This is a genomic window from Holophaga foetida DSM 6591 (assembly GCF_000242615.2).
GTDB classification, from domain to species: Bacteria; Acidobacteriota; Holophagae; order Holophagales; family Holophagaceae; genus Holophaga; species Holophaga foetida.
Window position 1 is genome coordinate 77,229 of the sequence record NZ_KI912268.1, and the last position, 25,623, is coordinate 102,851.

The 25,623-nt window shown below is 60.3% G+C and carries 19 protein-coding genes; 6 read left to right on the forward strand and 13 right to left on the reverse strand.

Annotated features, from left to right (window positions below; translation table 11 throughout):
* The first annotated feature begins 215 nt into the window (after positions 1–215).
* The 3 genes from nifJ to HOLFODRAFT_RS0200395 all read left to right on the forward strand — a co-directional run bounded on the left by nifJ (position 216) and on the right by HOLFODRAFT_RS0200395 (position 5,885).
* Positions 216–3,776, forward strand: coding sequence for a pyruvate:ferredoxin (flavodoxin) oxidoreductase (gene nifJ, locus HOLFODRAFT_RS0200385; protein ID WP_005037584.1), 3,561 nt, complete (start codon positions 216–218; stop codon positions 3,774–3,776).
* A 131-nt stretch (positions 3,777–3,907) separates the two neighbouring features.
* A complete protein-coding gene (locus HOLFODRAFT_RS0200390) occupies positions 3,908–4,735 on the forward strand; it encodes an ATP-binding protein (protein WP_005037583.1) in 828 nt (275 codons plus the stop codon).
* 205 nt (positions 4,736–4,940) lie between these two features.
* Positions 4,941–5,885 carry a polysaccharide deacetylase family protein gene (locus HOLFODRAFT_RS0200395; RefSeq protein ID WP_158412890.1) on the forward strand — a complete coding sequence of 315 codons (945 nt, stop codon included), beginning with the start codon at positions 4,941–4,943 and terminating at the stop codon, positions 5,883–5,885.
* Here HOLFODRAFT_RS0200395 and HOLFODRAFT_RS0200400 read toward each other — a convergent pair.
* The 5 genes from HOLFODRAFT_RS0200400 to HOLFODRAFT_RS0200420 form a co-directional block, all read right to left on the reverse strand.
* The gene (locus HOLFODRAFT_RS0200400) at positions 5,863–6,888 is read right to left on the reverse strand and encodes an ATP-grasp domain-containing protein (protein ID WP_005037578.1); all 1,026 of its coding nucleotides are present in this window, start codon (positions 6,886–6,888) and stop codon (positions 5,863–5,865) included. The two genes, HOLFODRAFT_RS0200395 and HOLFODRAFT_RS0200400, sit on opposite strands and share 23 nt — an antisense overlap.
* A gap of 14 nt (positions 6,889–6,902) precedes the next feature.
* Positions 6,903–7,430 carry an acyltransferase gene (locus HOLFODRAFT_RS0200405; protein WP_005037576.1) on the reverse strand — a complete coding sequence of 176 codons (528 nt, stop codon included), beginning with the start codon at positions 7,428–7,430 and terminating at the stop codon, positions 6,903–6,905.
* 45 nt (positions 7,431–7,475) lie between these two features.
* Entirely contained in the window at positions 7,476–8,699 is a 1,224-nt protein-coding gene (locus HOLFODRAFT_RS25170; protein ID WP_005037574.1) for a hypothetical protein, read from the reverse strand.
* 86 nt (positions 8,700–8,785) lie between these two features.
* Positions 8,786–9,439 (reverse strand): sugar transferase, encoded by a 654-nt coding sequence (locus HOLFODRAFT_RS0200415; RefSeq protein ID WP_005037572.1) that lies wholly within the window; start codon positions 9,437–9,439, stop codon positions 8,786–8,788.
* Positions 9,440–9,448: 9 nt separating this feature from the next.
* Positions 9,449–10,651 (reverse strand): DegT/DnrJ/EryC1/StrS family aminotransferase, encoded by a 1,203-nt coding sequence (locus tag HOLFODRAFT_RS0200420; RefSeq protein ID WP_005037571.1) that lies wholly within the window; start codon positions 10,649–10,651, stop codon positions 9,449–9,451.
* Between the two features lie 287 nt (positions 10,652–10,938).
* Here HOLFODRAFT_RS0200420 and HOLFODRAFT_RS0200425 point away from each other — a divergent pair, with 287 nt between their 5' ends.
* From HOLFODRAFT_RS0200425 to HOLFODRAFT_RS18550, 3 genes are read left to right on the forward strand one after another with little or no spacing between them, the layout of a single operon-like run.
* The gene (locus HOLFODRAFT_RS0200425) at positions 10,939–12,000 is read left to right on the forward strand and encodes a GNAT family N-acetyltransferase (protein WP_005037570.1); all 1,062 of its coding nucleotides are present in this window, start codon (positions 10,939–10,941) and stop codon (positions 11,998–12,000) included.
* Positions 12,000–13,262, forward strand: coding sequence for a right-handed parallel beta-helix repeat-containing protein (locus tag HOLFODRAFT_RS0200430; RefSeq protein ID WP_005037566.1), 1,263 nt, complete (start codon positions 12,000–12,002; stop codon positions 13,260–13,262). Before HOLFODRAFT_RS0200425 ends, HOLFODRAFT_RS0200430 begins: the two co-directional genes overlap by 1 nt.
* 21 nt (positions 13,263–13,283) lie before the next feature.
* Positions 13,284–13,946, forward strand: coding sequence for an acyltransferase (locus tag HOLFODRAFT_RS18550; protein WP_005037565.1), 663 nt, complete (start codon positions 13,284–13,286; stop codon positions 13,944–13,946).
* Between the two features lie 32 nt (positions 13,947–13,978).
* Here the strand turns inward: HOLFODRAFT_RS18550 and HOLFODRAFT_RS0200440 are convergent, their stop codons facing one another.
* The 8 genes from HOLFODRAFT_RS0200440 to HOLFODRAFT_RS18560 are packed head-to-tail and all read right to left on the reverse strand — an operon-like array spanning position 13,979 to position 25,295.
* Positions 13,979–15,115 carry a glycosyltransferase gene (locus HOLFODRAFT_RS0200440; protein ID WP_005037563.1) on the reverse strand — a complete coding sequence of 379 codons (1,137 nt, stop codon included), beginning with the start codon at positions 15,113–15,115 and terminating at the stop codon, positions 13,979–13,981.
* Entirely contained in the window at positions 15,112–16,410 is a 1,299-nt protein-coding gene (locus HOLFODRAFT_RS0200445) for an O-antigen ligase family protein (protein ID WP_005037561.1), read from the reverse strand. Before HOLFODRAFT_RS0200445 ends, HOLFODRAFT_RS0200440 begins: the two co-directional genes overlap by 4 nt.
* On the reverse strand, positions 16,407–17,516 hold the full coding sequence (locus HOLFODRAFT_RS18555) for a glycosyltransferase family 4 protein (RefSeq protein WP_005037558.1): 1,110 nt from the start codon (positions 17,514–17,516) through the stop codon (positions 16,407–16,409). The genes HOLFODRAFT_RS0200445 and HOLFODRAFT_RS18555 overlap by 4 nt, the downstream gene beginning before the upstream one ends.
* Positions 17,510–18,451, reverse strand: a complete 942-nt coding sequence (locus HOLFODRAFT_RS0200455) for a glycosyltransferase family protein (protein ID WP_148300315.1) — start codon at positions 18,449–18,451, stop codon at positions 17,510–17,512. The genes HOLFODRAFT_RS18555 and HOLFODRAFT_RS0200455 overlap by 7 nt, the downstream gene beginning before the upstream one ends.
* A 44-nt stretch (positions 18,452–18,495) precedes the next feature.
* A complete protein-coding gene (locus HOLFODRAFT_RS0200460; RefSeq protein WP_005037554.1) occupies positions 18,496–19,938 on the reverse strand; it encodes a lipopolysaccharide biosynthesis protein in 1,443 nt (480 codons plus the stop codon).
* Positions 19,939–19,941: 3 nt separating this feature from the next.
* Complete coding sequence (locus tag HOLFODRAFT_RS0200465; RefSeq protein ID WP_005037551.1) at positions 19,942–20,961, reverse strand: GumC domain-containing protein; 1,020 nt, start codon at positions 20,959–20,961, stop codon at positions 19,942–19,944.
* Between the two features lie 2 nt (positions 20,962–20,963).
* Positions 20,964–23,333, reverse strand: coding sequence for a polysaccharide biosynthesis/export family protein (locus HOLFODRAFT_RS0200470; protein WP_005037550.1), 2,370 nt, complete (start codon positions 23,331–23,333; stop codon positions 20,964–20,966).
* A 45-nt stretch (positions 23,334–23,378) separates the two neighbouring features.
* Entirely contained in the window at positions 23,379–25,295 is a 1,917-nt protein-coding gene (locus HOLFODRAFT_RS18560; RefSeq protein WP_158412893.1) for a polysaccharide biosynthesis protein, read from the reverse strand.
* Positions 25,296–25,623 lie beyond the last annotated feature (328 nt).

Sequence of the window (25,623 nt, forward strand, 5' to 3'; positions counted from 1 at the left end):
CCACGGGCTCATACAACAAGGGGGTCAATATTCGTGTCGCCGGGTGGGTTAATTTTCATGTCGCTTGACAGTCGTCTGGCGATGCGTCAACATCGCGATGACCAAGGAGCCTTCATTTACATGGAATTGCTAGCTTTCTTACTGCGCGGGCCCGCCACACGGCGCCACCCCCGCCGCGGAGCGGCTTCGTTCAACGCTTACTAGGAGGTATACTCATGGCCGAAAGACGCATGGTTACCCTTGACGGTAACGAGGCTGCGGCATCGGTAGCGCATCGCACAAATGAGGTGATTGCGATCTACCCTATCACGCCCTCGTCCACCATGGGGGAACTTTCCGATGAATGGAGCTCCCAGGGGCGAAAAAACATCTGGAATACGGTTCCTCTCGTTGTGGAAATGCAGTCTGAAGGCGGCGCCGCCGGTGCAATCCACGGTTCCCTCCAGGCTGGTGCTCTGACCACCTCCTTTACCTGTTCCCAGGGCTTGCTGCTCTTCATTCCCAACATGTACAAGATCGCGGGTGAGCTGACTCCCCTCGTGTTGCATGTCAGCGCCCGCACCCTGGCCACCCACGCCCTTTCCATTTTCGGCGATCACGGCGACGTGATGGCCTGCCGTCAGACTGGCTTCGCCATGCTGTCCTCCGACAGCGTCCAGGCGGCCCATGACTTCGCCCTGATCTCCCAGGCCGCCACCCTGCGCAGCCGGGTTCCCTTCCTGCACTTCTTCGACGGCTTCCGGACCTCCCACGAGGTCAACAAGATCGAGATGCTGACGGACGAAGATCTGCGCTTCATGGTCACGGATGAGCTGGTGGAAAGCCACCGCAAGCGGGGCGTCACCCCCGACGCCCCCGTGCTGCGCGGCACCGCCCAGAACCCCGACACCTTCTTCCAGGCTCGCGAGGCCTGCAACCTCTTCTACGACGCCTGCCCCGGCATCGTGCAGGAGGAGATGGACAAGTTCGCAGGGCTCACCGGCCGCCAGTACAAGCTCTACGACTACTACGGTGCCCCCGATGCCGAGCGCGTCATCATCACCATGGGCTCCTCCTGTGATGTGACCCACGAGTACATCGACTGGGCCCTGCAGCAGGGCGAGAAGGTCGGCCTCATCAAGGTCCGCCTCTACCGTCCCTTCTCGGTGAAGCACCTGGTGGAGGCCCTGCCTGCCACCGTCAAGTCCATCGCCGTCCTCGACCGGGTCAAGGAATGCGGTGCCGTGGGCGAGCCCCTCTTTGTCGACGTGGTCGCCGGTCTGCGGGAAGCCCGGGACCGTGGCTACACCACCCTGGACCCCAAGGTGGTGGGCGGCCGCTACGGCCTCGCCAGCAAGGAGTTCACTCCCGCCTGCGTCAAGGCTGTCTACGACAACCTGGCGGCCGAAGCCCCCAAGGCCCACTTCACCGTGGGCATCGTGGACGATGTCACCCACACCAGCCTGAAGGTCGATGCCACCTTCGATATCGAAGCGGCCGATGTGAAGCGGGCTATGTTCTTCGGCCTGGGTGCTGACGGCACCGTGGGCGCCAACAAGAACTCCATCAAGATCATCGCCGAGGAGACCCCCAACTGCGGTCAGGGCTACTTCGTCTATGACTCCAAGAAGTCCGGCGCCATCACCATCAGCCACCTGCGCTTCGGGCCCCGCCCCATCCGCTCGGCCTACCTCATCAGCCAGGCCAATTTCGTGGCCTGTCACCAGACCAGCTTCGTCGACAAGTACGACATGCTGAGCAGTGCCGCCCCCGGCGCCACCTTCCTGCTCAACACGCCCTACGGCAAGGACGAGATCTGGGAGCACCTGCCCAAGGAAGTCCAGGAAGAGCTCATCGCCAAGAAGATGAAGTTCTACGTGATCGACGCCTACGAAGTGGGCAAGGCCACGGGCATGGGCGTGCGCATCAACACCATCATGCAGGTCTGCTTCTTCGCCATTTCCGGGGTTCTGCCCAAGGACGAGGCCATCGACCAGATCAAGAAGAGCATCAAGAAGACCTACGGCAAGAAGGGCGACGCCGTGGTCAAGAAGAACTTCGAGGCCGTGGACACCACCCTGGTGAACCTGCACGAAGTGACGGTCCCCGCCACCGTGACCTCCACCCGGGTGCGTCCTCCCTTCGTCTCCGACAAGGCTCCCGAGTTCACCAAGCAGGTCCAGGCCATCATGATGGCCAACAAGGGCGATCAGCTCCCTGTCAGCGCCTTCCCCGTGGATGGCACCTGGCCCGTGGGCACCACCAAGTGGGAGAAGCGCAACATCGCCACCGAGATTCCCACCTGGAATCCCGAGGTCTGCATCCAGTGCAACAAGTGCTCCACCATCTGCCCCCACGCCGCCATCCGTCCCCAGGTCTATGACGCCGCCCTCCTGGCCGGTGCCCCTGCGACCTTCAAGAGCACGGACTACAAGGGCGCGGAATTCAAGGGCAAGAAGTTCACCATCCAGGTGGCCCCCGAGGACTGCACCGGTTGTGGCATCTGCGTGGCCAACTGCCCCGCCAAGGACAAGGTCAATGAAGGCCGGAAGGCCATCAACATGGCTCCCCAGCTCCCCCTGCGGGAAGCGGAGATCCAGAACTACGACTTCTTCCTGAACCTGCCCTTCCCGGATCGGGCCGAGCTCAAGCTCGACATCAAGGGGACGGCCTTCAAGGAAGCCCTCTTCGAATACTCCGGCGCCTGCGCGGGCTGCGGCGAGACCCCCTACGTCAAGATTCTCACCCAGCTCTTCGGCGATCGGGCCTACATCGCCAATGCCACGGGTTGCACCTCCATCTATGGCGGCAACCTGCCCACCACGCCCTACACGGTGAACAAGGAAGGCCGCGGTCCCGCCTGGTCCAACAGCCTCTTCGAGGACAACGCGGAATACGGCTTCGGCATGCGCATGGCCGTGGACAAGGGCACCGAGAACGCCCAGGAGCTCCTCCAGTCCTTCGCCTCCCAGCTGGGTGACGATCTGGTGGCCGGTCTGGTCAATGCCGATCAGAGCACCGAGGCGGGCATCCGCGATCAGCGTGAGCGGGTCGTCCTCCTCAAGCAGAAGCTCCAGGCCATCAACACCCCTGAGGCCAAGCGCTTCCTCGGCCTCGCCGACTTCCTGGTGAAGAAGAGCGTCTGGATCCTTGGCGGCGACGGCTGGGCCTACGACATCGGCTACGGTGGTCTCGACCACGTCATCGCCCAGGGACGCAACGTCAACATCCTGGTGCTCGACACCGAGGTCTACTCCAACACGGGCGGTCAGGCCTCCAAGTCCACCCCCATCGGTGCTTCGGCCAAGTTCGCCACCGCCGGCAAGACCATGCCCAAGAAGGATCTGGCGATGATCGCCATGTCCTACGGCAGCGTCTACGTCGCCAAGGTCGCCCTGGGCGCCCGGGATGCCCAGACCATCAAGGCCTTCCAGGAAGCCGAGAGCTACGACGGACCCTCCCTGATCCTGGCTTACAGCCACTGCATCGCCCAGGGCTTCGATCTGGTCAAGGGTGTGGAGCAGCAGAAGCTGGCCGTGGATTCCGGTCACTGGCCCCTCTTCCGCTACGACCCCCGTCGCGCCGCCAACGGCGAGGCTCCCCTCCAGATGGACAGCGCCGCTCCCAAGATCGAGCTCGGCAGCTACGTCCGGAATGAGAACCGCTACCGGATCGTGGAGCGGGCCAACCCCGAGGGCTTCAAGGAGCTCCTGGCCCAGGCCCAGCGCGATGTCACGAACCGCTTCGCGGTCTACGAGAACATGGCCAAGCTGGCTCCCGCAGTGAAGAAGGACTAAGTCTCCAAGGTCCATGGAATGGAAGAGGGCGCTCCGGCGCCCTCTTTTTTTGTCCACGGAAACGGGTTTCTTGATGGCAATCAAGGAAAGGTCCGGCGCTGGGCTGCATCCTGATTCCACGGGAGAACGAAATGGAACGGCAGATCATCCGCATCGACGAAGACAAGTGCAATGGCTGCGGCCAGTGTGCCCAAGGGTGCCCTGAAGGGGCCCTTCAGATGATCGACGGCAAGGCCCGCCTGGTGTCTGAAATTACCTGCGACGGTCTGGGGGCCTGCATCGGGGACTGCCCGGTGGGGGCCATCTCGGTGGAGACCCGCGAGGCCGCCCCCTATGACGAGTGCCTGACCCTGGAGAACATCCTCCCCAAGGGGGCCAACACCCTGAAGGCCCACCTCAAGCACCTCCATGAACATTCCCAGACCACCTACCTGAATCAGGCCCTGGACTATCTCAGAGCCCACGAGATCTCCATCCCCGAATACAAGGAGAAGACCATGCACGAAGGCTGCCCCGGCTCCGCCCCCCGCACGATCCTGCGTGACCCCATTGCCCCCCAGGCTCAGGACGGCCTGGTGAGCCAGCTCACCCAGTGGCCAGTTCAGATGCACCTCATCTCTCCGGCCAATCCTGTCTTTCATGGGGCTGATCTCCTGCTGGCCGCAGACTGCGTGGCCTTCACCATGGCCGATTTCAACCAGCGCTGTCTGCCCGGAAAGAAGCTTGCCATCGCGTGTCCCAAGCTGGACCAGGGCCAGGAGGTCTACACGGATAAGCTGGTGGGCCTCATCGATGAGGCCCAGGTGAACACCATCACCGTCATGATCATGGAAGTCCCCTGCTGCGGTGGCCTCCTGCGGCTCGCCCAGTCCGCCGCCGCCAAGGCCACCCGGAAGGTGCCCATCAAGGTGATCGTCGTGGGGATCGATGGCGAGATCCGGCAGGAGAGCTGGGTGTAGGTTCGCGATCCGATGTATCGGTCAGGATGGATCTGTCTTTTGTTGACTCGTTCATTATTGTGGATAAGTATTGAGTCTTATCCGCCCTGGCCTTTCCTTGTTAGGCCCAGGCACAACCGCTTGGGCATCCTGAATGATCCAGAAGAAAACACTGTTTGGGCATGGACATTTCGTCATCTCCCTCGACTTCGAGTTGGCTTGGGGGATGAGAGATCTTCCCGGCTATGCCTCTTATATCCCCAATATCCTTGGTGAGCGAGAGGCCATCCCGGCGATGCTGGACCTGTTCCGGAGGCATCGGATAGAAACCACCTGGGCGACCGTCGGCTTCGTGTTCCACCGCACCCGAAGGGCATTGATGGAGGCCTTGCCGGCAGTCAGGCCTGCCTATGGGACGCAGGCCTTGGATCCCTACGCCGCCCTCGCCCATGAGCTGGGACAGGATGAGGCTTCGGATCCGCTACACTTCGGGGCTGATCTGCTTGACCGCATCCTGGATACCCCCGGGCAGGAGGTCGGTTGTCACACCTATTCGCACTTCTACTGTTTCGAAAGCCTCTGGGATCCAGAGGCTTTCGATGCGGACCTGAGGCTTTGGGCCGAGGTGGCGGGAGCGAAGGGGATTGCCATGGAGAGTCTGGTTTTCCCGCGGAACCAGTACGATTCGACGGCCCTGGGAATTGCGCGTTCCCTGGGCATCTCCTCCTTCCGCGGGAACCGGCCCCACTGGATCTACAGGGTCGACCCTGGCCCCAAAGGGATGGCCTTGAGGCAGAGGGTCGGGAGACTTGTCGATGTCTATCTTCCTGTTTCGGGACACCAGACGAATCATCTCCAGGCTCATTCCGAGGACGAGCCTCTGAACCTGCCTGCCAGCGCGTTCCTGAAGCCATTCTCATCGGCCTTTCGGCCTCTGGATTCACTCAAGCTCGCCAGGATCAAGCGTTCCATGACGGATGCCGCGCGGCGCAACGGGGTCTACCACCTCTGGTGGCATCCCCACAATTTCGGCAGGGACCTGAGTGAAAACATCGCCATGCTTGAGGAGGTCTTGACGCACTTCGCTGGATTGCAGGATCGTTTCGGGATGCAGAACTGCTCCATGGCGAACCTGGCGAAGGCCTTCTCTAGGCTTCCTGCACGGCCGTGATCTGATCGAACTTGGCAGAGGCCACTCCCGGCTTGATCCTCAGCCACTCCGGTTCAGCCTCTTCGCCCAGGGCCCAGGCGAGCAGGGCGGCCGGTAGATTTGCTCCGGCGGCGTGGGAGAAGGGGTACGCCCCTCCGAATCTGGGATTCAGCTCCAGGACGCGCACGAATTCCCCATCCCAGAACACATCGCAGTCCAGGTTGCCGACATGTCCAAGCTTCTCCCCCAGTACCCGCCCTGCGGAGCTGAGCGCATCGATGTCCACGGTGATGGCCTTGTCGGTTTCCCCCGCCCTCATGGCGATCTTCTTCTTGGCAAAAGTTGTCACGTGATTCCCCTGCAGGTCGTTGACGACGTCCAGGCTGAATTCCTGGCAGGGCAGGAATTCCTGGATCAGAACCGACTGGGCTTCATTCTGGGAGCTGACCTCCGCGAGGATGGTCCGCTTGAGCCGCTCAATGAAAAACGGATGCACTTCCGCCATCTCCGTCTCTGAACGGACGACTTCAACCCCGATGGATGCAGAGCCCCAGCGGGGCTTCATGATGATCGGGAACTGAATGCTCCCTTTCTGGATAGCTCCACGGGCCTCCGAGATGCTGGCGAAGGTGAGTGGAGGGAAGAGGCCTACTCGCTGAAGGAATCGATGGGTGGCCAGTTTGTCGAAACACAGGTCGATCACCTGGGGATCGGAAACGGCGAGGATGATGTCTTCCTCCAGGAATCTTGCCCGGGCGGCTGCGAGAATCGGGAGCTCCAGGTCATTGAGGGGAACCACGAGGCGGATGCTTTTGGCTTTGCAGACGGCAAGCAGGTGGTCTACATAGTCCGGAGAGGAGACCAGGGGGAGGTGGATTGCCTCGTCCGCTTCCTGGAGGGCCGGGGCCATGGGCGAAGCATCGCCACAGATGACCTTGCCCTCCCGTTCGGAATTCGTGAATGCCTCTTTGAACCATCGTACGAGATAGTTGCGACGTCCTGCGGAAGTTATCAGAATATTCATAAATACCTTTATAGCTAGAGACGGGTCCTGATCGGCTTGGCTGGATTGCCGCCGACGATGCTCATGGCGGGCACATCTCTGGTGACGACGGCACCTGCCGCAATGACAGCCCCCCTGCCGATTCTACGGCCCGGAAGGATGATCACCCTTGCCCCGATCCATACGTCATCCTCGATAATGACGTGCTGGGCCGGGGAATAACCCTGGGCTTGCATGGGGATGTCGGTGTCCTCGAATGCGTGATTCCGGGTGAAGATGATGACTCCGGCGCCCATCATCACGTTCCGTCCTATATCCAGAGGCCCTCCGGCTACGCAATCCACTCCGAGTCCGGAGTTGTCTCCGATTCTGATGAGGTTGCCGGTTCCGAAGTCGGCCCCGTGTTCGATGTTCACATTGCGGCCGCATTCTGAAAGGAGGTGTCGGCAGAGTGCGCGGCGTATTCTTTTGGCCCCGAATGCGTAGGGACGACAGGAGATGGGCAGGTGGCGGGCCCAGCCGTAGTAGAGGAGGTAGCAGATGGCGCGTATCAGTCTATGCACGGCGAGGCACTCGGTATTCTGGTGTCTGTGCGATGAAAGGCAACATCACGGAACCTGCGCTTCGGCAGTAGCGATATCCGCCTCGATGGTGCTGTCGCCCTGGTCCTGTGATGCATCCACCCGGGCCTTGGCCGAGGTCATGGCTGTCGTGGCGCCGCTTGGGATATCCGTTCCCTTGTACCAGTCCGCTGTCTCGGAATAGATCCACATATACTTATCCGTCGTCTTGAGCCCCCAGTAGAGCTGATAGTTGAAGAATCGGGTACGAGTGGCGCTGTTCATGTAGTGGGCCAGATTGCTGCTGTCACTCAGCTGATCGAACGAGGCGTCCATATATACGGAAGCCCCCAGTTTCACCTGATTGGCGTATTTTGTGCGATTGGAAGAGTCGACAAGATGGTTCCGGGCGTAAGTGAGGGTCAGCTCGCGCTCCAGGGTGTAATCCTCACTGCGGCTATACGTGTAGGTCACCTCGCTGCCATCCACGATCTGCATCCCCGTGCTGATGACGTCCAGCATGCCGTTCAGGAAAGAGGGGAGGAGGCCGTACCGACCATCCATTCCTGCAGAATTCTCAAGGCGGTCTGCGATGTACGCATCCGGATCCGCCTGTGCCTGCGCGGCATTCAGCAGCTCCCTCTGCATGCTCAGTCCTCCGAAGAGGAAGACCACGCTGTTCGGGTGCTCCTCCTGGATGATCGACATGAATTGCTGGCCTCTCAGTCGAAGCTGAGTCTTGCACTGGGCGAAGGTGTGCCCGGAGTAGGTGGCGTAGGTGAAGATGTTCCTGCCGGGGGTATAGCCTTCAGGATCGAAGGCTACACCTTTGAGCTGGCCGAGTTTGGCCATCTGAGCTACCGTCCGGATGTTGGCGGAGGCTGTAGCCCAGTGGGTGTCGCTGAAGGGGTCGAAACTCGCATCTGCATTGCCGCGCATGAGCAGAAAGTTGTCAGTCAATATCGAGGAATTGATGTTCGGCAGGTTCGCCTGATCCGCAGCAAACCAGTACGCTGGACTGGGCGAGGAGAAGAGGGCGGTCGGGTGGAAGATGATCCGACCTGACATGAGGGCCAGGACGGTGCCATTGAATGGAGCCTCTTCAAGCTTCGCCTTGTTGTCGACGACATATTGAGAGTTGGGTGCGGTTCCGCTTACCTGGAGGTATCTCAGTTCTGAGGTCTGCGTGGGGGTGCTGCTGCTGCTGTTGTCACCACCGCTGCACCCGGCAAGTGTCATCAACGCGGCGACTGGGAGCCATAGAGCGCGCACTGGAGCCTCCTTCGGGAAAACGGTCTCGGACAGGGGGTAAGGGGTTGGGTGCAAACATGTGCACCGGGGCTTCTTGAGCTTGTGGGCTAGGGGGTCTCAGTGGCAGGGGCTTCGTCCGGCATGGAGGTTCCCCGGAACCGTGTTTCGCAATCCAGCCCGGATTCGGGAATGTCCTCAGACCCGAGCACTTTGCGGAACGTCTTGAGAATGATCGATATATCCACGCTGAGGGAGGCCCGATCAACGTACCTGATATCCAGGGCCAGTCGCTGTTCCCAGTTCAGGGTGGTGCGGCCGGTGATCTGGGCGAGGCCCGTGACGCCGGGCTTCACATCCAGGCGTCGCCGTTGTTCTGGGGAGTAGTAGGGCACATATTCCATATAGAGGGGGCGGGGTCCCACGAGGCTCATGTCTCCCTTGAGGACATTCCAAAGCTGGGGCAGTTCGTCCAGACTGGATCGCCGCAGAAATCGGCCGAAGGGGGTGAGGCGTTCGGCGTCCGGGAGGGGCTCCCCCTTGTCGTCATATGCCTCCACCATGCTACGGAACTTGAATACGTGGAACGGCTCGGCGTCGAGCCCGGCCCGCTCCTGGCGGAAGATCGCCGGAGAACCCATGTGCTTTCGCACGAGTATCCAGAGCACTCCCATGACTGGCCAGAGGAAGAGCAGGGCGCCTCCGGCAAGGGCGATGTCCAGGCTGCGTTTGAAGGCTCGATAGACAGGGCGTGATCTGCGCATGGGTGGCTCTCAGCGGGTGGCTCGTTCCAGGACCTGCGTGGTAACGGCAATCATGTGATCCAGGTGCTCGGGAGTGAGGGGCGGGTGGACCAGGAACATCAGACTCGTCTCGCCGAGTTCCTTCGCCACGGGGAGGCGCCTGTCTGGCTGCCATTCCTTCCGGGTGAATGCCTGTTCCAGGTATATTTCACTGCAGCTTCCGCTGAAGCAGGGGACTTGTCGGGCGGAGATCTCGGTCATGATCCGATCCCGGCTCCAGCCGTCTTTCAGGTGCTCTGGCCGAATAAACGCATAGGCTTTGTAGGCGGCGTGTCCGATTTCAGGGGGGAAGGGCGTGATGCGGATGCTCGGGAAGCGGCTGAGTGCGTCGTTCCAGCGTGCCAGGTTGCGTCGGCGGAGGCGGGTCCATTCCGGTAGCCTGCCAAGCTGAATCCGTCCGATAGCGGCCTGCATTTCTGTCATTCGCCAATTGGTGCCGAACGATTCGTGGAGCCACCGGAAGCCGGGGGCATGTTCGCGGTGGTACACCGCATCCCAGTTCTTGCCGTGGTCCTTGAAACTCCATGCCTTTTCCCACACAGACTTGTCGCGGGTGGTCAGCATGCCTCCCTCCCCGCCGGTGGTGATGATCTTGTCCTGGCAGAAGGAGAATGCCGCCGCATGCCCCAGGCTGCCCACGGGCCTGCCCTTGTAGGTTGCTCCGTTGGCTTGGGCACAGTCCTCAATGACCTTGAGGCCCCGGCGTTCCGCCAACGCCATGATCGGGTCCATATCGCAGGGCCAGCCCGCCAGGTGCACGGGAATGATGGCCCGGGTCTTTTCTGTGAGGACCTTCTCGATGCTCTCTGCACTGATGTTCTGGCTCACGGGATCCACGTCGGCCAGGACGGGACGGCATCCCTGCATGACCGCGCAACTTGCGCTGGCGATGAAGGTGCGAGGGGAGGTGACGATCTCGGATCCGGAGGGAATGCCAAGGGCATGAATGGCGAGCTCCAGGGCGGAAGTGCCATTGCAGAGTGCGATGGCGTGGCCGCATCCAACCGACTCCGCGAACTCCCTCTCGAAAGCCCTGGCTTCATCTCCTGTCCAGTAGTTGACCTTCCCGCTTTCCAGGACTCGTGAAACGGCCTCGATCTCCTCCGGTGAGTAGGAGGGCCAGGGGGGGATCTGGGTGGATGGCTTTACCGAGGAGGTGGTGGCGAGTGGCATGAGTATTTCCTGGGATGAGCGTTTATCTTGAAAGGGTCATGCTAGCATAACGTCCTGGAAAAGGATGTCCTTTGCTTGGGATGTCTCTTGCCTGGCTTTTTGATCTGTTTTTTGCTAGTGTTATTTACCAATTTGTTACCATTTATGGAATTGAAGTGATCGCGTTCGTCCATCTATGTGTTTACACTTTATGACATGTGTTTATTTACTGTGAATCGTTTGCGGCATCTCTTTAGTCCCTTCCCCTCGGCCATCGGTTTGGTCCGATTGCCCGTTCAGGACCTTGCATGAACCGCATCTCTCAGCAGGGCGCTGGATTTGTGGGAATTGATGACCCTCGCTGGTCTCAGGCTTTGAGACGGGTCCCCGGAGACTTCTTCCATCTGCCGGGCTACATGCAGGCCAGTGCCCAGCATGAAGGGGGGGAACCTCTGCTCTTCCTGTTGGATACTGGAACCCACGGGATGCTGCTGCCGCTGATCAAGCGTCCCCTGGAGGGCTTTGGGAAGGCCTTTTCCGGCTACTACGATGCGACCTCGGCCTATGGCTATCCTGCCCCTCTTTACTGGGGGGAGGGGTGGAGGACGCTGGTTCCCGAGATGCATGCTCAGATGGAGGCTTTCCTTCGGGAGGAGAGGGTCGTATCCCTGTTTCTCCGGTTGAATCCCTTTTTCGGAGCCGAGGATGCACTCCTGGCCCCCCTGGGGGCGGTGGCTTCCCATGGCCCTTCCGTATTCATGGATCTCCGGGATGGCGAGAAGAGTTGGCTTGGGATTAATGATAAAAATAGAAGATTCATTAATAAACAGATGGGGCAGGGCTATCGGGTGGAGGTGGACCAGTGGCAGACCATTGATGTTGTGATTGATGCCTATTATCAGTCCATGAGACGTCTGGGGGCAGCTCCGTTCTATTATTTTTCAAAGGGGTATTTCGAGTTGCTGGTGCGGGAAACGCAGCCGCATTTCCACCTCGCTACAAGCTTTTCACCGGATGGTGAAGTTACCGGTGGCGCCTTCTTCTCTGAGATGAATGGCATTATTCACTACTTCCTTATGGGTGTGCTCGATGCGCACCGGGATGGCTCCCCCAGCAAGATCCTGGTGAATGCCATACGTCTTTGGGGTATCGAGAATGGGCACAGCACCTTGCATCTCGGCGGGGGGCTTGGGGCCAGGCGGGATGGGCTATTTGATTTCAAATACCGTTTGTCCAAGCAGGTGACGACCTTTTCCACCTTCAGGAAGATCCTGCTGCCGGACATGTACCACGCCCTGGCAGCTTCCCAGGGGAGGGGGGGGGAAGAAGGCGACTTCTTTCCCATCTACCGGAAGCCATGGGAGGCTTGATGCCGCCATTCCTCAGCCGGGCCTGTTTCACGCTCCTGGTGCTTTGTGCTCCTGCTGCGAGATGCCGGGCGGAGGACGAAAGCCAGCGGCTTCAGGCGATGATTGATGCCACTCCGATGGGGGGCGAGCTGGCCCTGGAGCCTCGGGTCTACTGGTGTGCAGGCCTGAGGGTCCATCGATCCCTCCGCATCATCGGCGTCGCCGGTCGAACGGTTCTGCATCGGCAGGTCCCACAGCCTTTCTTTCTTCTCCAGGGCAAGGGAGCCACTGTCTCGCTGGAGGGGCTTGCGCTCGAAGGGGGTGGACTTGATGCCTCAGGTGTCAAGGCTGTGGGGCTGGGTCAGCTTCGTCTGAAGGCGATGCGGGTGAGGGGGTGTGGTCGTGTCCCTTCAGGCCCCCTTCCCTCGGACCGCATGGGGGCGACCATTGATGGGATATATGCGAAGGATGTGGACCGGGCTGTCGTCCAGGGCTGCGTGCTCTCAGAAAACGCCAGAGACGGCTTCATTGGCATCCCGGTCCGGGACTTGGCCTTTCAGCAGAATCTCTGCGAAGGCAATGGAAGGATGGGGGCAACCAGCGATGTGGATCCCGAGAAGAAGGTGGATGGGCCGATGAAGGTCCTCTATCTGGACAACCAGGTGAGGGATTGCGGGACCGGTGGACTGCATGTTGAGTCCCGCCCAGGGCTTCCACCTGTGGAGGCCAGGTTCGAGGGGAACCTCGTGATGGATTGCGGCTCCAGGGACCGGGGATACTCCTGGGGCATCGTGTTGGGAGACCACGCCCGGGGACTCCTTAAGGGCAATCGGGTGATCCGGACCGCCATGGGGTCGAAGATTCATGGCTATGGGAGCGGAATCCTCGTCGGGAGGCTTGGGGGGCCAGCCCGGCTTGAATCGAACTGGGTAGAGGAGAGCAGGGGATCTGGAGTGACCCTGAACGCATGCACGTTTCCCGTTGTCCTGGAGGGGAATGTCATTCGCAATGCTGGGCAGCATGGCCTTTCGGCCTACCAGGTTCCGGGGTTGAAGCTGCGAAGGAATCGTGTGGAGGACGCTGGAGGTAGTGGCATATGGCTCAGGCTGTGTCGCGACGCTGTCCTCATCGGGAATCGCATTTCCCGGAAGACGCCTGCGAGGGAGAGGAAGGCTGCTGCGATCCAGGCCGAATTGTGTCAGGGACTGAAACTCAAGAACAATGATCTCGGCCAAGGGGTGGGCCTTCAGTTGGATGCTGCTTCACGTTCTACCAATGAGTAGATCCAGGTATAGGAGTCGATCGTGAATTTGAAGGTTATGGCGATTGTGAGTATGCCTAAGACTATATATTTCAATTTGAAGGTTTTCCCTATAAAGGTCGCAATTCGAATGCCGATCTTGGTGGCTTATAATATAAGGATCGGAGAGCTCTATAGGGGTGGCGTCAAGATAGATGCTTGCGTATCTACCTTCATGATCAAGATCGGTTTTGGCGGAAGCGCTGGCATAGCTTCCAATTGTCGTGGCTATTTGTCATGCGGCAAGAATGCGGGAATCCTGTTCAAAGGAAGGGCCTATTTGGCTGAAGGTGCGTCGCTGCGGGTTGATAGTGGCAAATTGACATTCGGAAATAACTTTAGTGCTAATAAAAACTGCTTTATAGCATGTAATGATGAAATTAAAATTGGTGATGATGTCCTATTGGGGTGGGATGTTAATATTCGTGATTCAGATGGGCATCGTATGTATGTGAATGGTGCGATGAAGACGCCTTTGAAATCGATCGTGATTGGCGCTCATACCTGGATATGCTCGTGTGTCGATATCCTGAAGGGTGCCATTATCTGTGCGCATTCCGTTGTTGCATATCGTAGCTGCGTGGTTGGTGTGTTTTCCGACGAACATGTGCTGATTGGTGGCTATCCGGCCAAAATACTCCAGCGTGATATTGATTGGGAGGAATAGGCTCCCTGGGGTCGCATGGACTGAGTTGTGCGCTACTTCTTCAGGAGCTCCTGGTAGAGCACCTCATGTTGCTGCAGGAGGGCGCTCAAGTCGTAGGCTTTGACCTTGGCCTTCGCCCCTGCTGCCATTCTGGCGGCTTCCATCGGGTGTTGGATCACGTGCTCCATGGCCTTTCGAAGGCCGTCCACATCTCCCACGGGGACCTTGATGCCTCCGCACGCATCCAGAAGATCCCGGACCCCCCGGGCATCGGATCCGATCACCGGAACGCCCAGGGCCATGGATTCCATGACACTTCGGGGCAGTCCTTCCCGCTCCGAGGGGAGCAGGGTGGCTGCGGATGCTTTCATCAGAGCCGGAATGTCGCTTCGATAGCCCAGAAAGTGGATCCGGTCGGACAGGCCTCTCTTATGACTCCATGCCTGGAGTTCGGCTTGCAGCCTCCCCTGGCCAGCCAGGGCCAAGTGGGCATTGGGGCACTGAAGAGCTGCAAAGGCGTTGAGGGCATCGGCGTGCCGCTTGCCGGGGTTGAACTCGGCGACCATCAGGAACAGGGGGGCGTTGGCCGAGAGTCCAAGGCTTCTCCGGATTCCAAGGACTTCCCGGTCCGGGACAGTTTCGGGTGCATAGTAGGACAGATCAAGGCCGATGCCTGGCATGTAGCTGAGGCGAGAGGGGGCCACAATCCTTCTGCGCAGGGCCTCGGCCTCGTCGGAGCGGTTGATGACCACCAGCCTGTCTGTCCAGTGACCCGCCAGGCGCTCCATGGAGGCGAAGCCCAGGTTGCTGAGGGCGTTGCGGCCATCGTGAAAATGGAAGCCATGGGCCGTATAGACCACCTTCAAGCTTTCGGAGCGGAGCTTTCTGAGCGCGAGCCGGGTGATGAAGGCTGCCACGGGTGTGTGGACGTGGACGATGTCGTAGTTCCCTTCTTCGACTACCCGTCGGATCTCCCGTGGCGTGCCGAAGAGTCCATCTGGATGCAGGGGGTTCCGGCTCCAGCTGGCCTCGAAACAGTGGTTGAATCCCTCGCAGCAGGCCTGGGAATGGGTGGTTCCCCGTCCCAGGGCGTCGACTACCCAGCCTTTTTTCCGGAAATGCTGGGCATATGGGAGCAGAAATCCCTCAAGGGTCCGATGGATGGTGGCAGCCATGAGAAGCCGGGTCATGGATGGACCTCCTTGGAATGTCGGGTCACGTGTTCCGCCAGAAAGACTCCCACGATGGCCCAGTAGAGGTATGAGGCGGGGTAGCTCAGCGGTACTGCGGTGATTCCGTTGATGGCGATGGCGATGCTTGCTGTGGCGAGCAGTTTTGACGTGTTCAGGCTGCTGCCGATCAGTCGTGCTCCTCCAAATAGCAGAAGCAGGAGCGCGCCAAGGTAGTAGAGGTTTCCCTGGGCGAAGGCGGATACGAACTGGTTGTCCATCGGTATCCCGAGCTTGTACTCCGGCTGCCCCAGGGTCCCGAACGGGTGTGTGGATATGTATTTGAATATTTCATACCAGAACGACACTCTTCCATTGAAATTGGCGTCGGCAGACGCCCCCTGGGTGAAGACCATGGCCCCCGAAAGGTAGCGTTCGTATGCCCTGCCGATGATGGGCACATCCAGCAGGAGGCCGTGGAGGCTGTCCCCTATTTCCGGTGTGGCGATCAGGACGATGGCAATGGCCGCAAGGAGCCCGGTCAGGTGGAGAATGCGTTTGCGGTCCTCCCTGTCACCTCGCCTGTATGTCAGGGCTATTCCATAGGTGGCTGCACTGCCAAGCAGGGCAAAGAGGGTGCCCCGGGACTGGCAGAGCAGGATCGTCAGGAAGGACGCCACCAGACCGATTGTGCGCTTCCTCCCTTCCAGTAGGAAAAAGGAGATCCAGAATGCGAGGAGACCCCACACCCCGAGGGAGTTGGGATTCAGATAGAATCCCGTCGATCTTCCGACAATCAGGTTGTTGCCCGTGAATTTCACCTTTACGGCAAGGTCCCACTCATAAATGACGCGCAATGGACCGGGCATGTACCCCAGGCTGCCCGCCATCTGGGCCATGGCCAGCAGGGCCTGGACCAGGATGGCCAGCAGGAAGTAGTTCGAGATGGTCCTTTGATAGGCACCCCCCCGGAACGTGCCGACAATCCCGACGAACATGATGCAGATGGGCAGGATGGCGTTCCAGGTGGCAAAGATGCCTCTTGCTGGGTAGCCGTTCAGAAGAAAGGCCAGTACCGGCAGGACGAGATTGCAGGCCGTGAAGGGCAGCCAGTAGAGGCGGAATACTCGGGTCCCCAGGACCTGCTTGATATCGGACCAGAAGGGGATTACGACCAGTCCCAAGGTCAGCCAGGGATCGATCAGGTTGGCAAGCATGACCATTCCGCGCCCCCCGGTGGCCAGCTGGACAGCCATGCGTTCCGTGAAGACGATCTGGATGAGTGCCAGCAGAAGGGTCAGGTGAAGGCGGATCACGCACTCCTCGCCCGTCTGAAGGTTTCCTGGAGGATGCCCAGGGTGTCATTGGCTCGGCGAGCCCATGAGTGGTTCTCCCGGACTTCCAACAGGCCCCGGGATCCCATCTCCTTGGCCAGGGCAGGATTTGAGGCCAGGGAAGCAACCGCTCTTGCCAATTCCGCCGGGTCACCGGGCTGTATCACCAGGCCGGATCGGCTCTTCTCCACGATCTCCCGTTGGCCCGGAAGATCCGTGACGACGACCGGAATGCCTGTTGCCATCATCTCGTAGAGTTTCAGGGGGGACCATCCCGTGCTGGTGTGGGTGCCTCCGTCGTCCTTGACGCAGAGGCCCACAAGGGCCGGTGCCACGAACCCGGGCAGTTCGCGGTATGGAATGGTGCCCAGATATCGGACGCGCTCATTCCTGTTCGCTGCGCTTTCGACCTTGGGCCGCTCCAGGCCATCTCCTGCGAGGAGGAGGCAAACATTGCTGGGCCATTCGGGATGCTCAACCGCTTTGAGCATGACGTCAATGCCCTGCCAGGGAGAGAATGCTCCAAAAAATATGGCATAGGCATCCAAAGGCGCGCTGGGGGCATGGGCCTCAGCGTGGAAGATGTCGAGATTGGCGCCGTTGGGGACGACCTCCACACTCGCGTGCCCGCAATCCTCCTTGCACCACTTGGCCATTTCCGGAGTGACCGTGATGATGGTGCCTGCCAATCGGTTCTGGAGTCGAGACAGTCCCCGGATGAGGGGGGCGATGGGGCGAGTCCATGGATAGATCTGATGAATATCCTCGTACGGGCCATTCACCTCGCGGACTTGGGGAACGCGGAACAATCGGGCAGCAATGGAGGCCGGGAAGGCCAGAAAGTGGCCCCGTATGTAGAGCAGGTCGAAGGTCCGGATGTGCCAGATGAGACGGAACTGGACCCAGAAGGCGTCGAACAGTCGCTTGCCGATTCCTGGCTGGAGGCTCTTTTCTGCATTGGCAGGTTCGAATAGCTGCACTTCGACACCGTTCCTGCGCAGGCCATCGATGATCTCATTGACATGGGCGTACGAGGCTTGGCCCTGCTTGGTGGCCTGCAGGCATAGATAGGCGACTTTTTTCAGCATGTGAGGCTCGGCTCCTGGGGGGACTCTCCCTTCTCCACGAGCGCGCGGCAGTCACTGAGGTAGGCGCTCATGCATTTCTGGAGGTCGAAGGTTTCTTCTGCATAGTCTCTGCCCGCCAGGTTCGGCTTCAGGTCCCTTGCCTCGAACCTGCGGTGGAGTTCGACGAGGGCCGATTGGAGTGCTGCGGGTTCCCGGTAGGGGACTCTGTGGACATGAGGCATGGGGTGGGAATAGATCACATGCAGGCCCGCCTGGAATGCCTCCCTGACCGTCCCCGGGAGCCCATCATGCTTGACCAGCCGGACGAGTACGGAGGCTCGAGCCAGAAAGGGACGGATGTCCTCCTGCCAGCCGAAGAACGTCAGGTTGGGCAGGGATGGACGGGCCCAAGTGCCCTCTCCGCCGATGATCTCGAACGGAATGTGCGGCAGCGCCTTGGCGCAGGCATAGATGGAGGGACCATCGTAGAACTCCGCCCTCCCTTCCGGGATATAGGCCAGGACTGTGAAGGGTGCCGGGAGAGCTTCGGGAGCCTCTACATCCTTCAGGGGGACGGGCAGGGCGATGCAATTGGATTTGAAGCCGACCTCCCTCAATTCCTCGACGAGGGGCGGGGAGACGGCCCAATGGGTGTCTTTCCTGGCCTTTCGGACAGGGCCTTTCCTCAGGCGATTCGCGCGGAAATCTTCCAGCGTGTTCAGGGCGTCTGTGCCAATCCAGTAGTGGATCGCCTGGGCGCTGGGATTGAGTCGGCGCATGCCTGCCCAAAGGGTATCGAAGGCGACGGCTCTCCAGGTGCTTCCGCCCGGCCTGTAGCCGATCCTCAGGAAGATGTCGGCTTTGAGGAGCTGCTTTGCGTGGGCAGGGCGAAGCAGCGCGCTGAGGGGTACGAAATCAGCTTCGATTTCCGGGCAGTGCTCCCTGAACAGGTCCACCATTCTCCGCGACCAGAACGGCTGGCCGACCAATGCGATCCGGATCACAGCAGACCCTCCCGACGCAGAAAGCCCAGTGATAGGGCGGATACGATAAGCACTCCGAGGACGGTGACGCCCATCAGGCCGAGGGACCCAAGATGGCTGGCGCCTGCCCTGATGGCGATCACCAGCGGGGCGCTGAGGGCCAGGATGATCGCAAGACGGCGGAAGGCGGTTGCCATGTCCACCTCTGCGGCCCTGAGAAAGCGGACGATCGAGAGCATGGAGAAAAGGACTCCATAAATGGATATATAGGCGGCGGTTGTGCGCATGGAACCGGTGCGTCCACCCAGATAGATGGCTGTGCAGACGCCCACCATCTGCAGGCAGGTGACCGCAAGGCTCTCTTTCAGTCTGTCTCTGACGATCAGCAGGATGCTGATGGGCCTGGCCAGTGACCACAGGAGAATCATGGGGGCCAGTAATTGGGCATACTCTCCCGCCGCACTCCACCTGCCGCCGAATATGACCGGGAAAAGCCTTCCTGCCCCGCCCAGGCACATGGCATAGAGGGGGGTGTAGATCGCCGCCAGCACGATGACGATCCGCATGGTGAGGGGCCCCAGGGGTGCGCCCTGGCGGACCCGTTCGGCGGCCTCTCCCAGGAAGATCTGGGAGATGGCATCGCCGATGAAACTGGCCGGGAGGAAAAGGGTGCGATACGCCAGGAAATAGTGTCCGGCAGCCTCTGGACCGAAGTTGCTGGGAATGAGTATGAAGGGGATCTGAAGGGCGACAAGGTTGAGGAAGCTGGCTCCGCCCATGTACTTGGGGTAGCGGGAGAATCTGCGGGCTGTCTCAACGACCTTCTCCCACCGGGCATCCGTGAAACGCTTTCTCAGTTTCAGGGTCCAGGCCAGACGGAAGCCCCCGAGGACCCTGGAGCCGATGTCACCCGCCACCAGACCCAGGGCGCCCGCCCCTGTGAACGCCAACAGGATCTGAAGCAGGGCGTGGCTGCTCCCCTGAAGGATCCTGGACTGTGCGAGGGCGCTGAAGGCCTGTTTTCTGGTTGAAAAGAAGTTCAAAGCCTCGGTGTACCCCGCCACTCCCACAGCCAGGGGCAGCAGCCAGAGCAGGGGAGTCAGATTCGGGACCTTCAGGAGTAGGCAAAGCGATCCTCCCCAGAACCACAGGACCGCCGAAAGGATTCCGCAGAAGGCGGTGACTAGCCCTGCGCAGAGAAAGAGGAGTCTGTTGGCGCTGCTCTCATCCTCTGCAACCGGGATCCCCATCTCGTAGCGCAGGGAGTTGATCGCGTTGAGGACTCCGGTAACCGTGACGAATACACTGAACGCGCCCATCTCCGCTGGGCTGTACACACGGGTGATGACCGGGGCTGCCGCCACCATCAGGCCCTGGCCGATGGCTGTTCCTCCCGCCAGTGAGAAGAGGCTGCGGAGAAAACTTCGGTGGGGGAGCCTCCGGGGGATCGTCAACTCCAAGGGCTACTCCTGGGTTCTGAAAAGGCTGCGAAGCCAGGCTCGACGGCTCCAGGCCCAGAGCCCTGTGTAGGCCAGCAGGAAGCTGAGCACGACAAATGAGGATCGGGCTGGACGGCTCTTCAGTTCTGGAAGGCTTCCCTTGTCCAGGACCATCAGGGGGGGGGTGTCGTTGGTCGCGTCGATCTGGGCCTGCTCGTGGTGCAGGGCCAGATTGGTGACGACCTGCTTGGCCAGGTCGATCTCCATCTGGAGGCGGTCCCCCTGGACCTTGATGCTGGGATCCGGGCTCGTCTGGTAGTTGTAGTTCCGGTCAAGGAACGCCAGCATCTTGGCCTTGGCTTCGTTGTATTCCTGCCGGGCGATCTTGAGCTGGCGTTCGGTGAATCCCTTCCTCTGATCACCGGCCTGCTGGGAGAGATGGACCAGAAGTTCCTCCAGCAGCGATACGGTCCGGCGGGCGATCAGTTGGGAAAGTTCCGGGGATCGTGTCTCCACGCTCAAGGTGAGAAGGCCTGATTTGCTGTCCCTCTGCACAGAAAGGATGCCCTGGAGTCTTCGGATCGCCTCGTCGGTGGTGCGGGCTCCCAAATAGTCCTTCAGGGTTGTGATGTGGTGCTCCATGGGGCCTGGGCCGAATCCCCAGGAGGCCTGGTGGAAATCGAATTTTTCTGACAGGAGTCGATCATTGATCCATCGGCTCCGCAGCATGTCCGAATAGGCCAGGGTCGGCCCCTCTTTCTCTGGGTTGCCGTTCGATTCCCGTTCGACGCCCGGCGTCCATACCCCCATGGGCGTAGCGCCAGGGCGCCCCATGTCCGATAGAATCCGGGCTTCGGAGACATAGTAGTCAGGCAGGGTTCTTGTGTAGAGGGCCACTCCGATGGCCAAAACCAGTGCGCCCATGGCTGCGAAGATGACGGGGTGAGCCTCGAGTCGTGCGCCAAGATTCCTTGCAGGGATCAGGGGGACTTGCTGGTCGACCATTCCAGGGGACAGGGGGGTGGGTTCGAGGGTGGAATCCATTTTCAATTCCGAAGCGCGTTGATGAGGATGGCGATGGGAGTGAGGGCGTTGAGATTGTCCTGCCATGTGGTGTCTCGACGGATCTTCTGCGGGACCAGCACCACATCCCCCGGTTCGACGCGTTTGGACATGACCCAACTGTCTACGATGCGGCCATTGGCCTTCATGAGGCGCACCTCGGATTTGTCTGCGTTGTGCGTGAGGCCTCCGGCGAGAGCGATGACATCCGAAACCTTCTCCTGGTTCTGGAGGGCGAAGGTCGCATAGGGACTCGCCACTTCGCCCACCACGTAGACGTTGTCAACCTTCCTGGGGATGAGGATCTGGTCGCCATCAAGCAGTTCCACGTCCTGGCGGGCGTCCCCGCCGATGGCTGCATCGAAATCGACCACGAGACGATTGAGGGTCCCGACCTGCAGGTCATGAAGCAGGCGATTGGGCATGAGGTCATCCGTGTTCCGTCCCCGCTTGGTCTCGGCCAGGCGCTCCAGGACCTTGTTGATGCCCTGGGTCGTGGGGTCATTGGGGTCGACGCTGCCCTCCTCCAGGTCAATTTTCGTGAGATCCCTGGCCTTGACCGCTGAACGGAGGAAGACGCCTCCACGGGACATTGCGTCCTTGGTCAGGCCTCCAGCCCTTTCGATGAGCTGGCGCAGGGTGAAGTGCTCCTCCTCGATGGTGTAGACCCCTGGGCGCTTGACCTGGCCGCTGACGAGGACGCTTCTATGGATCTGGAAGTCTGACGATTCGTAGAGCGTGATCTGGTCATAGGGCCGGAGACGGGGATTGAGGGCCTCGTCTTCGAGATCCACGACGCACTTGGTTTCGCTGGGAAGCAGCTTGGCCAGGTCCAGGCGGATGATTTCGCTCCGCTTCCCGTCCTTCATTCTGGCCAATTCTGCATAACACCTATCGGCGTTGAGCCTTGGGATCCCGGCCCGGAAGATCAGGTCGGAAGCGCGCATGTTCTCATGCCAATCGTAGATTCCTGGGCGAGTGAAGGGCCCCAGGATGGTGACTCGGCGGGGAAGGCGGAAGCTCGTGACGCTGAAGAGTTCGACCCGGTCCCGTGACTGGAGGACCAGATTGTGTTTCGGATCTCTCTTGAGGGCCTTTTCCACGTCGAATCCGTGGATTTCCGTCGTCTCATCCGGTCGGGTCCGGATGACCTCCCCCTTGGGCATATAGGTGTCGGGAATGATCTGAGCGTTCTTCTCCAGGAGATCCCCGATGGTCATGCCGGGTTCCAGGCCGAACTTGCCGGGAACCCGTGCGTGACCTGCGATTTCGACCTGGCCTTCGTTCCTGTCGATCCGGGACAGGGAGCGGAGGACATCCCCCTCGAAGAGCGGAAAGCCCTTCTGCAGGATGTCCTGATCCAGATTGGTGACGCTCATGCTCCCTGTGCTCGGGTTGGTCCTCTGCAGGGTGATCAGGCGAGAGTATGCGCTGGCCTGAAGGCCTCCGAGCCAGCGAACGGCGTCCATGGCGGATTCGGCCTCTGTCAACTCGACTTGGACCTGGCTTGTCTCACCGGATGTGGACGCTGGGACCCGTTTGAAGGCCCCTTCTGCCAGAACCCTGGGGCCCGCAAGGGGGACGAAGACGGTATCTCCATCGTGGAGGCTGATGGGAACAAGGCCCCGTCCTTCGAATCGAAGCTTGTAGAGGTCCACCTTGGCGATCTGGCGTCCGTTCCGAAGGAGTTGGACGTGGCGATAGCTTCCCAGGGGGGAAGGTCCGCCACCGGTGCCGAGCACATTCACCATGGAGCTGACCCCTGGGACGACGTACGACCCGGGATGCGCCACTTCGCCGAGCAGGAAGACCTGGACATTGCGGACCCTTGAAATCTCCAGGTCCACCGACTGGAGGTTGGAATAGTGCTTCTCCAGGAGCGACTGGATCTTCCGCTTGGCTTCGGGGAGGGTAAGGCCGCCCACATTGGTCGTCGCGACCTTGGGAATGGTGAAGTTGCCATTCCGCTCGACCTCGATCTTCTCTTCGAGAACGAGACCGCCGTAGACGTTGAGTTGGAGAACGTCACCCTGGCCCAGCACATACCCGTCGTTGACACGGGGGTCTGAAGCCTGGGCGAAGGTCGTCGCGGTTGCGAAGATATCGCTGGCCAGGACCAGGGTGCGGGGGCTTGGCGCTGGGGTGCTGCCTGACTGAGGTGTCTGGGGTGCTTGGGGGGCAACGGCTGAAACCTTTGGGCTCTCCGGAGGGGTGGAGCCCACCCCCTTTTCCTGCGATGCAGGCTTGTCCGGTGTCCTGGCCGTTGCGGTGGCGGCGGGTTGGGGCTGAGTGGCGACCTGTCCTGTGAGGGGAAGGGCCAGGGCGGTCCAGGTGATCCACGTTTTCATGTTCATGGGGGTTCCAGCGCTGGATGGATGGCAACCCATCACATCTTGGTTTCAGTGACGTCTGCGGCAGGGGGCTCCCGGAGGGAGCAGGTGTGGTTGTCTTCGTCGATCCTTGACGTGGCCGCCGAATCGCCCCACACCCAGAAGCGATGGCTTGTATGTCGGCACATAGGTCTGCAGGAGTTTCACGATTTCGGGCTGACGCTGTTCGTAAGGCAGCTGAATTGCCGCTTGAAGGGCCCGGAGGGCCTCCTCCAGTGCCTCGGGGGTCAAGCCCTGAGGCGCCACTTCGAAAAGCTTGGGATGGACCCGCGTGGAGATCCGCTCTTTCTCCAGACACAGCTCCTCATGGAGCTTCTCGCCTGGCCGGAGTCCGACGAACTGGATCTCGATGTCCTTCCCGGGAGCGAAGCCGGATAATCGGGCCATGTCTCTTGCCAGATCCACGATCCTGACGGCTTCGCCCATGTCGAGGAGGTAGACCCGGGCGGTGTTCCCCAGCATGCCAGCCTGGATCACCAGCTGGCTGGCTTCCGGGATGGTCATGAAATAGCGCGTCATCTCTGGGTGGGTGACCGTGATGGGGCCGCCCTTCTTGATCTGATCCCTGAATATGGGCACTACGCTGCCGCGGCTGCCCAGGACATTGCCGAATCGGACGCTGACAAATCGCCGGTAATCCCCGGCCTTCCTGGCTGCATCCAGGACGACCAGTTCGGCGATCCTCTTGCTGGCTCCAAGCACATTGGTCGGGTTGACCGCCTTGTCTGTGGAAATGTTGACGAAGGCTCCTGCTCCGAAGTCCAATGCCGCTTCAACCACATTCAGGGTTCCGAAGATGTTGTTCTGGACAGCCTCGATGGGATGGGTCTCCAGGAAGGGGACGTGCTTGTGGGCGGCGGCATGGAGGACCACATCCGGTCGGTAGCGCTCGAAGACTTCCCTCAGGCCGGTGCGGTTCCTGATGTCCACCAGCTCCATCGAGATCGATTGGTGCGGGTACAGATTCGCCAGACTCCTCTGGACCTCCCAGAGGCTGTTTTCGCCCCGGCCGAGCAGCACGATGTGCTTGGGGGTGAAGGCGGCGACCTGGCGGGCCAGTTCGCTGCCGATGGAGCCCCCGGCTCCCGTGATGACGAGAACGGCTCCGGACAAGGCCTGCGTCAGGGCGCTGTGGTCCAGTTGGACGGAATCCCGGCGGAGGATGTCCTCGATGGAAACGTCCTGGATGACAGGTTTCCAGGTCTGGGCGCCGAGAAGGGCATAGACGCCGGGGACCGTCTTGATCTGGATCTGGCTGTCCTGGAGGGTTTTCGTGAGCTTGCGGATCACCGGACCCGGAGCGCTCGGGATGGCGAGGATGGCATGGGTGATCCGCTGTTCCTGGATCAGGTTCGTGAGCTGGGCTGTGCTTCCCAGGACCGGCACGCCCTGTATCCTGACATTCCGCTTGGCGGGCGAGTCGTCAACCAGCCCCACGGCCTCATAACCCAGATTGGGATGGCGCTGTATCTCCTGGGTCACCAGGGCGCCGGCTCTGCCTGCCCCGATGATCAAGGTCCGGTGGACCGGACCCACCTCGGCGGAAGTGGCGCTCTGATGGCGGTGCACGACTTCGCTCAACTCCCGGCACGAGAATCGGAATGTGGCCCAGAGAATCCCAGTCAGAAGGGCGGCCCCGAAGGCGATCTTGGGGGTTGATGAATGGACATGAAGAAATGGCTCCGCGAGCCTCAACGCCAGTGATATGAGCACCAGAAACAAGGTGGCCAGAGCCAATTGCGCAGCATCTTTCATGCTGACCATTCGGTAATGCTGGAGGCTGGACCGATGTGCCAGCCCTATGGTGAGAGCCGCCAGGACCCAAATCCAGGTGTGGAGGAAAGGGCCGGGTTCCCCTAGCCAGATGAGGTGGACTGTCATCCAGGCCATTCCGGCCAGGAAGCCATCGACGACTACCTTCCCCACCTGGCGCACCAGGGGGGTCTCGAGGGCGGGCCTGAAGGTTCGGGCCCATTCTGACGGGCCCTTGGATGCAAGCCTGGCAAGACCTCCCGAAGAGGCCGTAGGTGCAGGAATTTCTGATGCATGGATCTCGGTCGATGTCATGGTCGACCCCCTTGTTGTATTGGCTGCTCATTTCGAGTTGGGCTTCAACATAGATCTTATATTTTTAATTTTTAGACTCAAGGCAAACATAGGTTAAGAAAAGGTGAATTTCGGGGCTCATTCAGATGAATGGATTCTATTTTTTGACAATCGTCACGTTTGCCGTTCTGGTGTGATTAATGGTGCT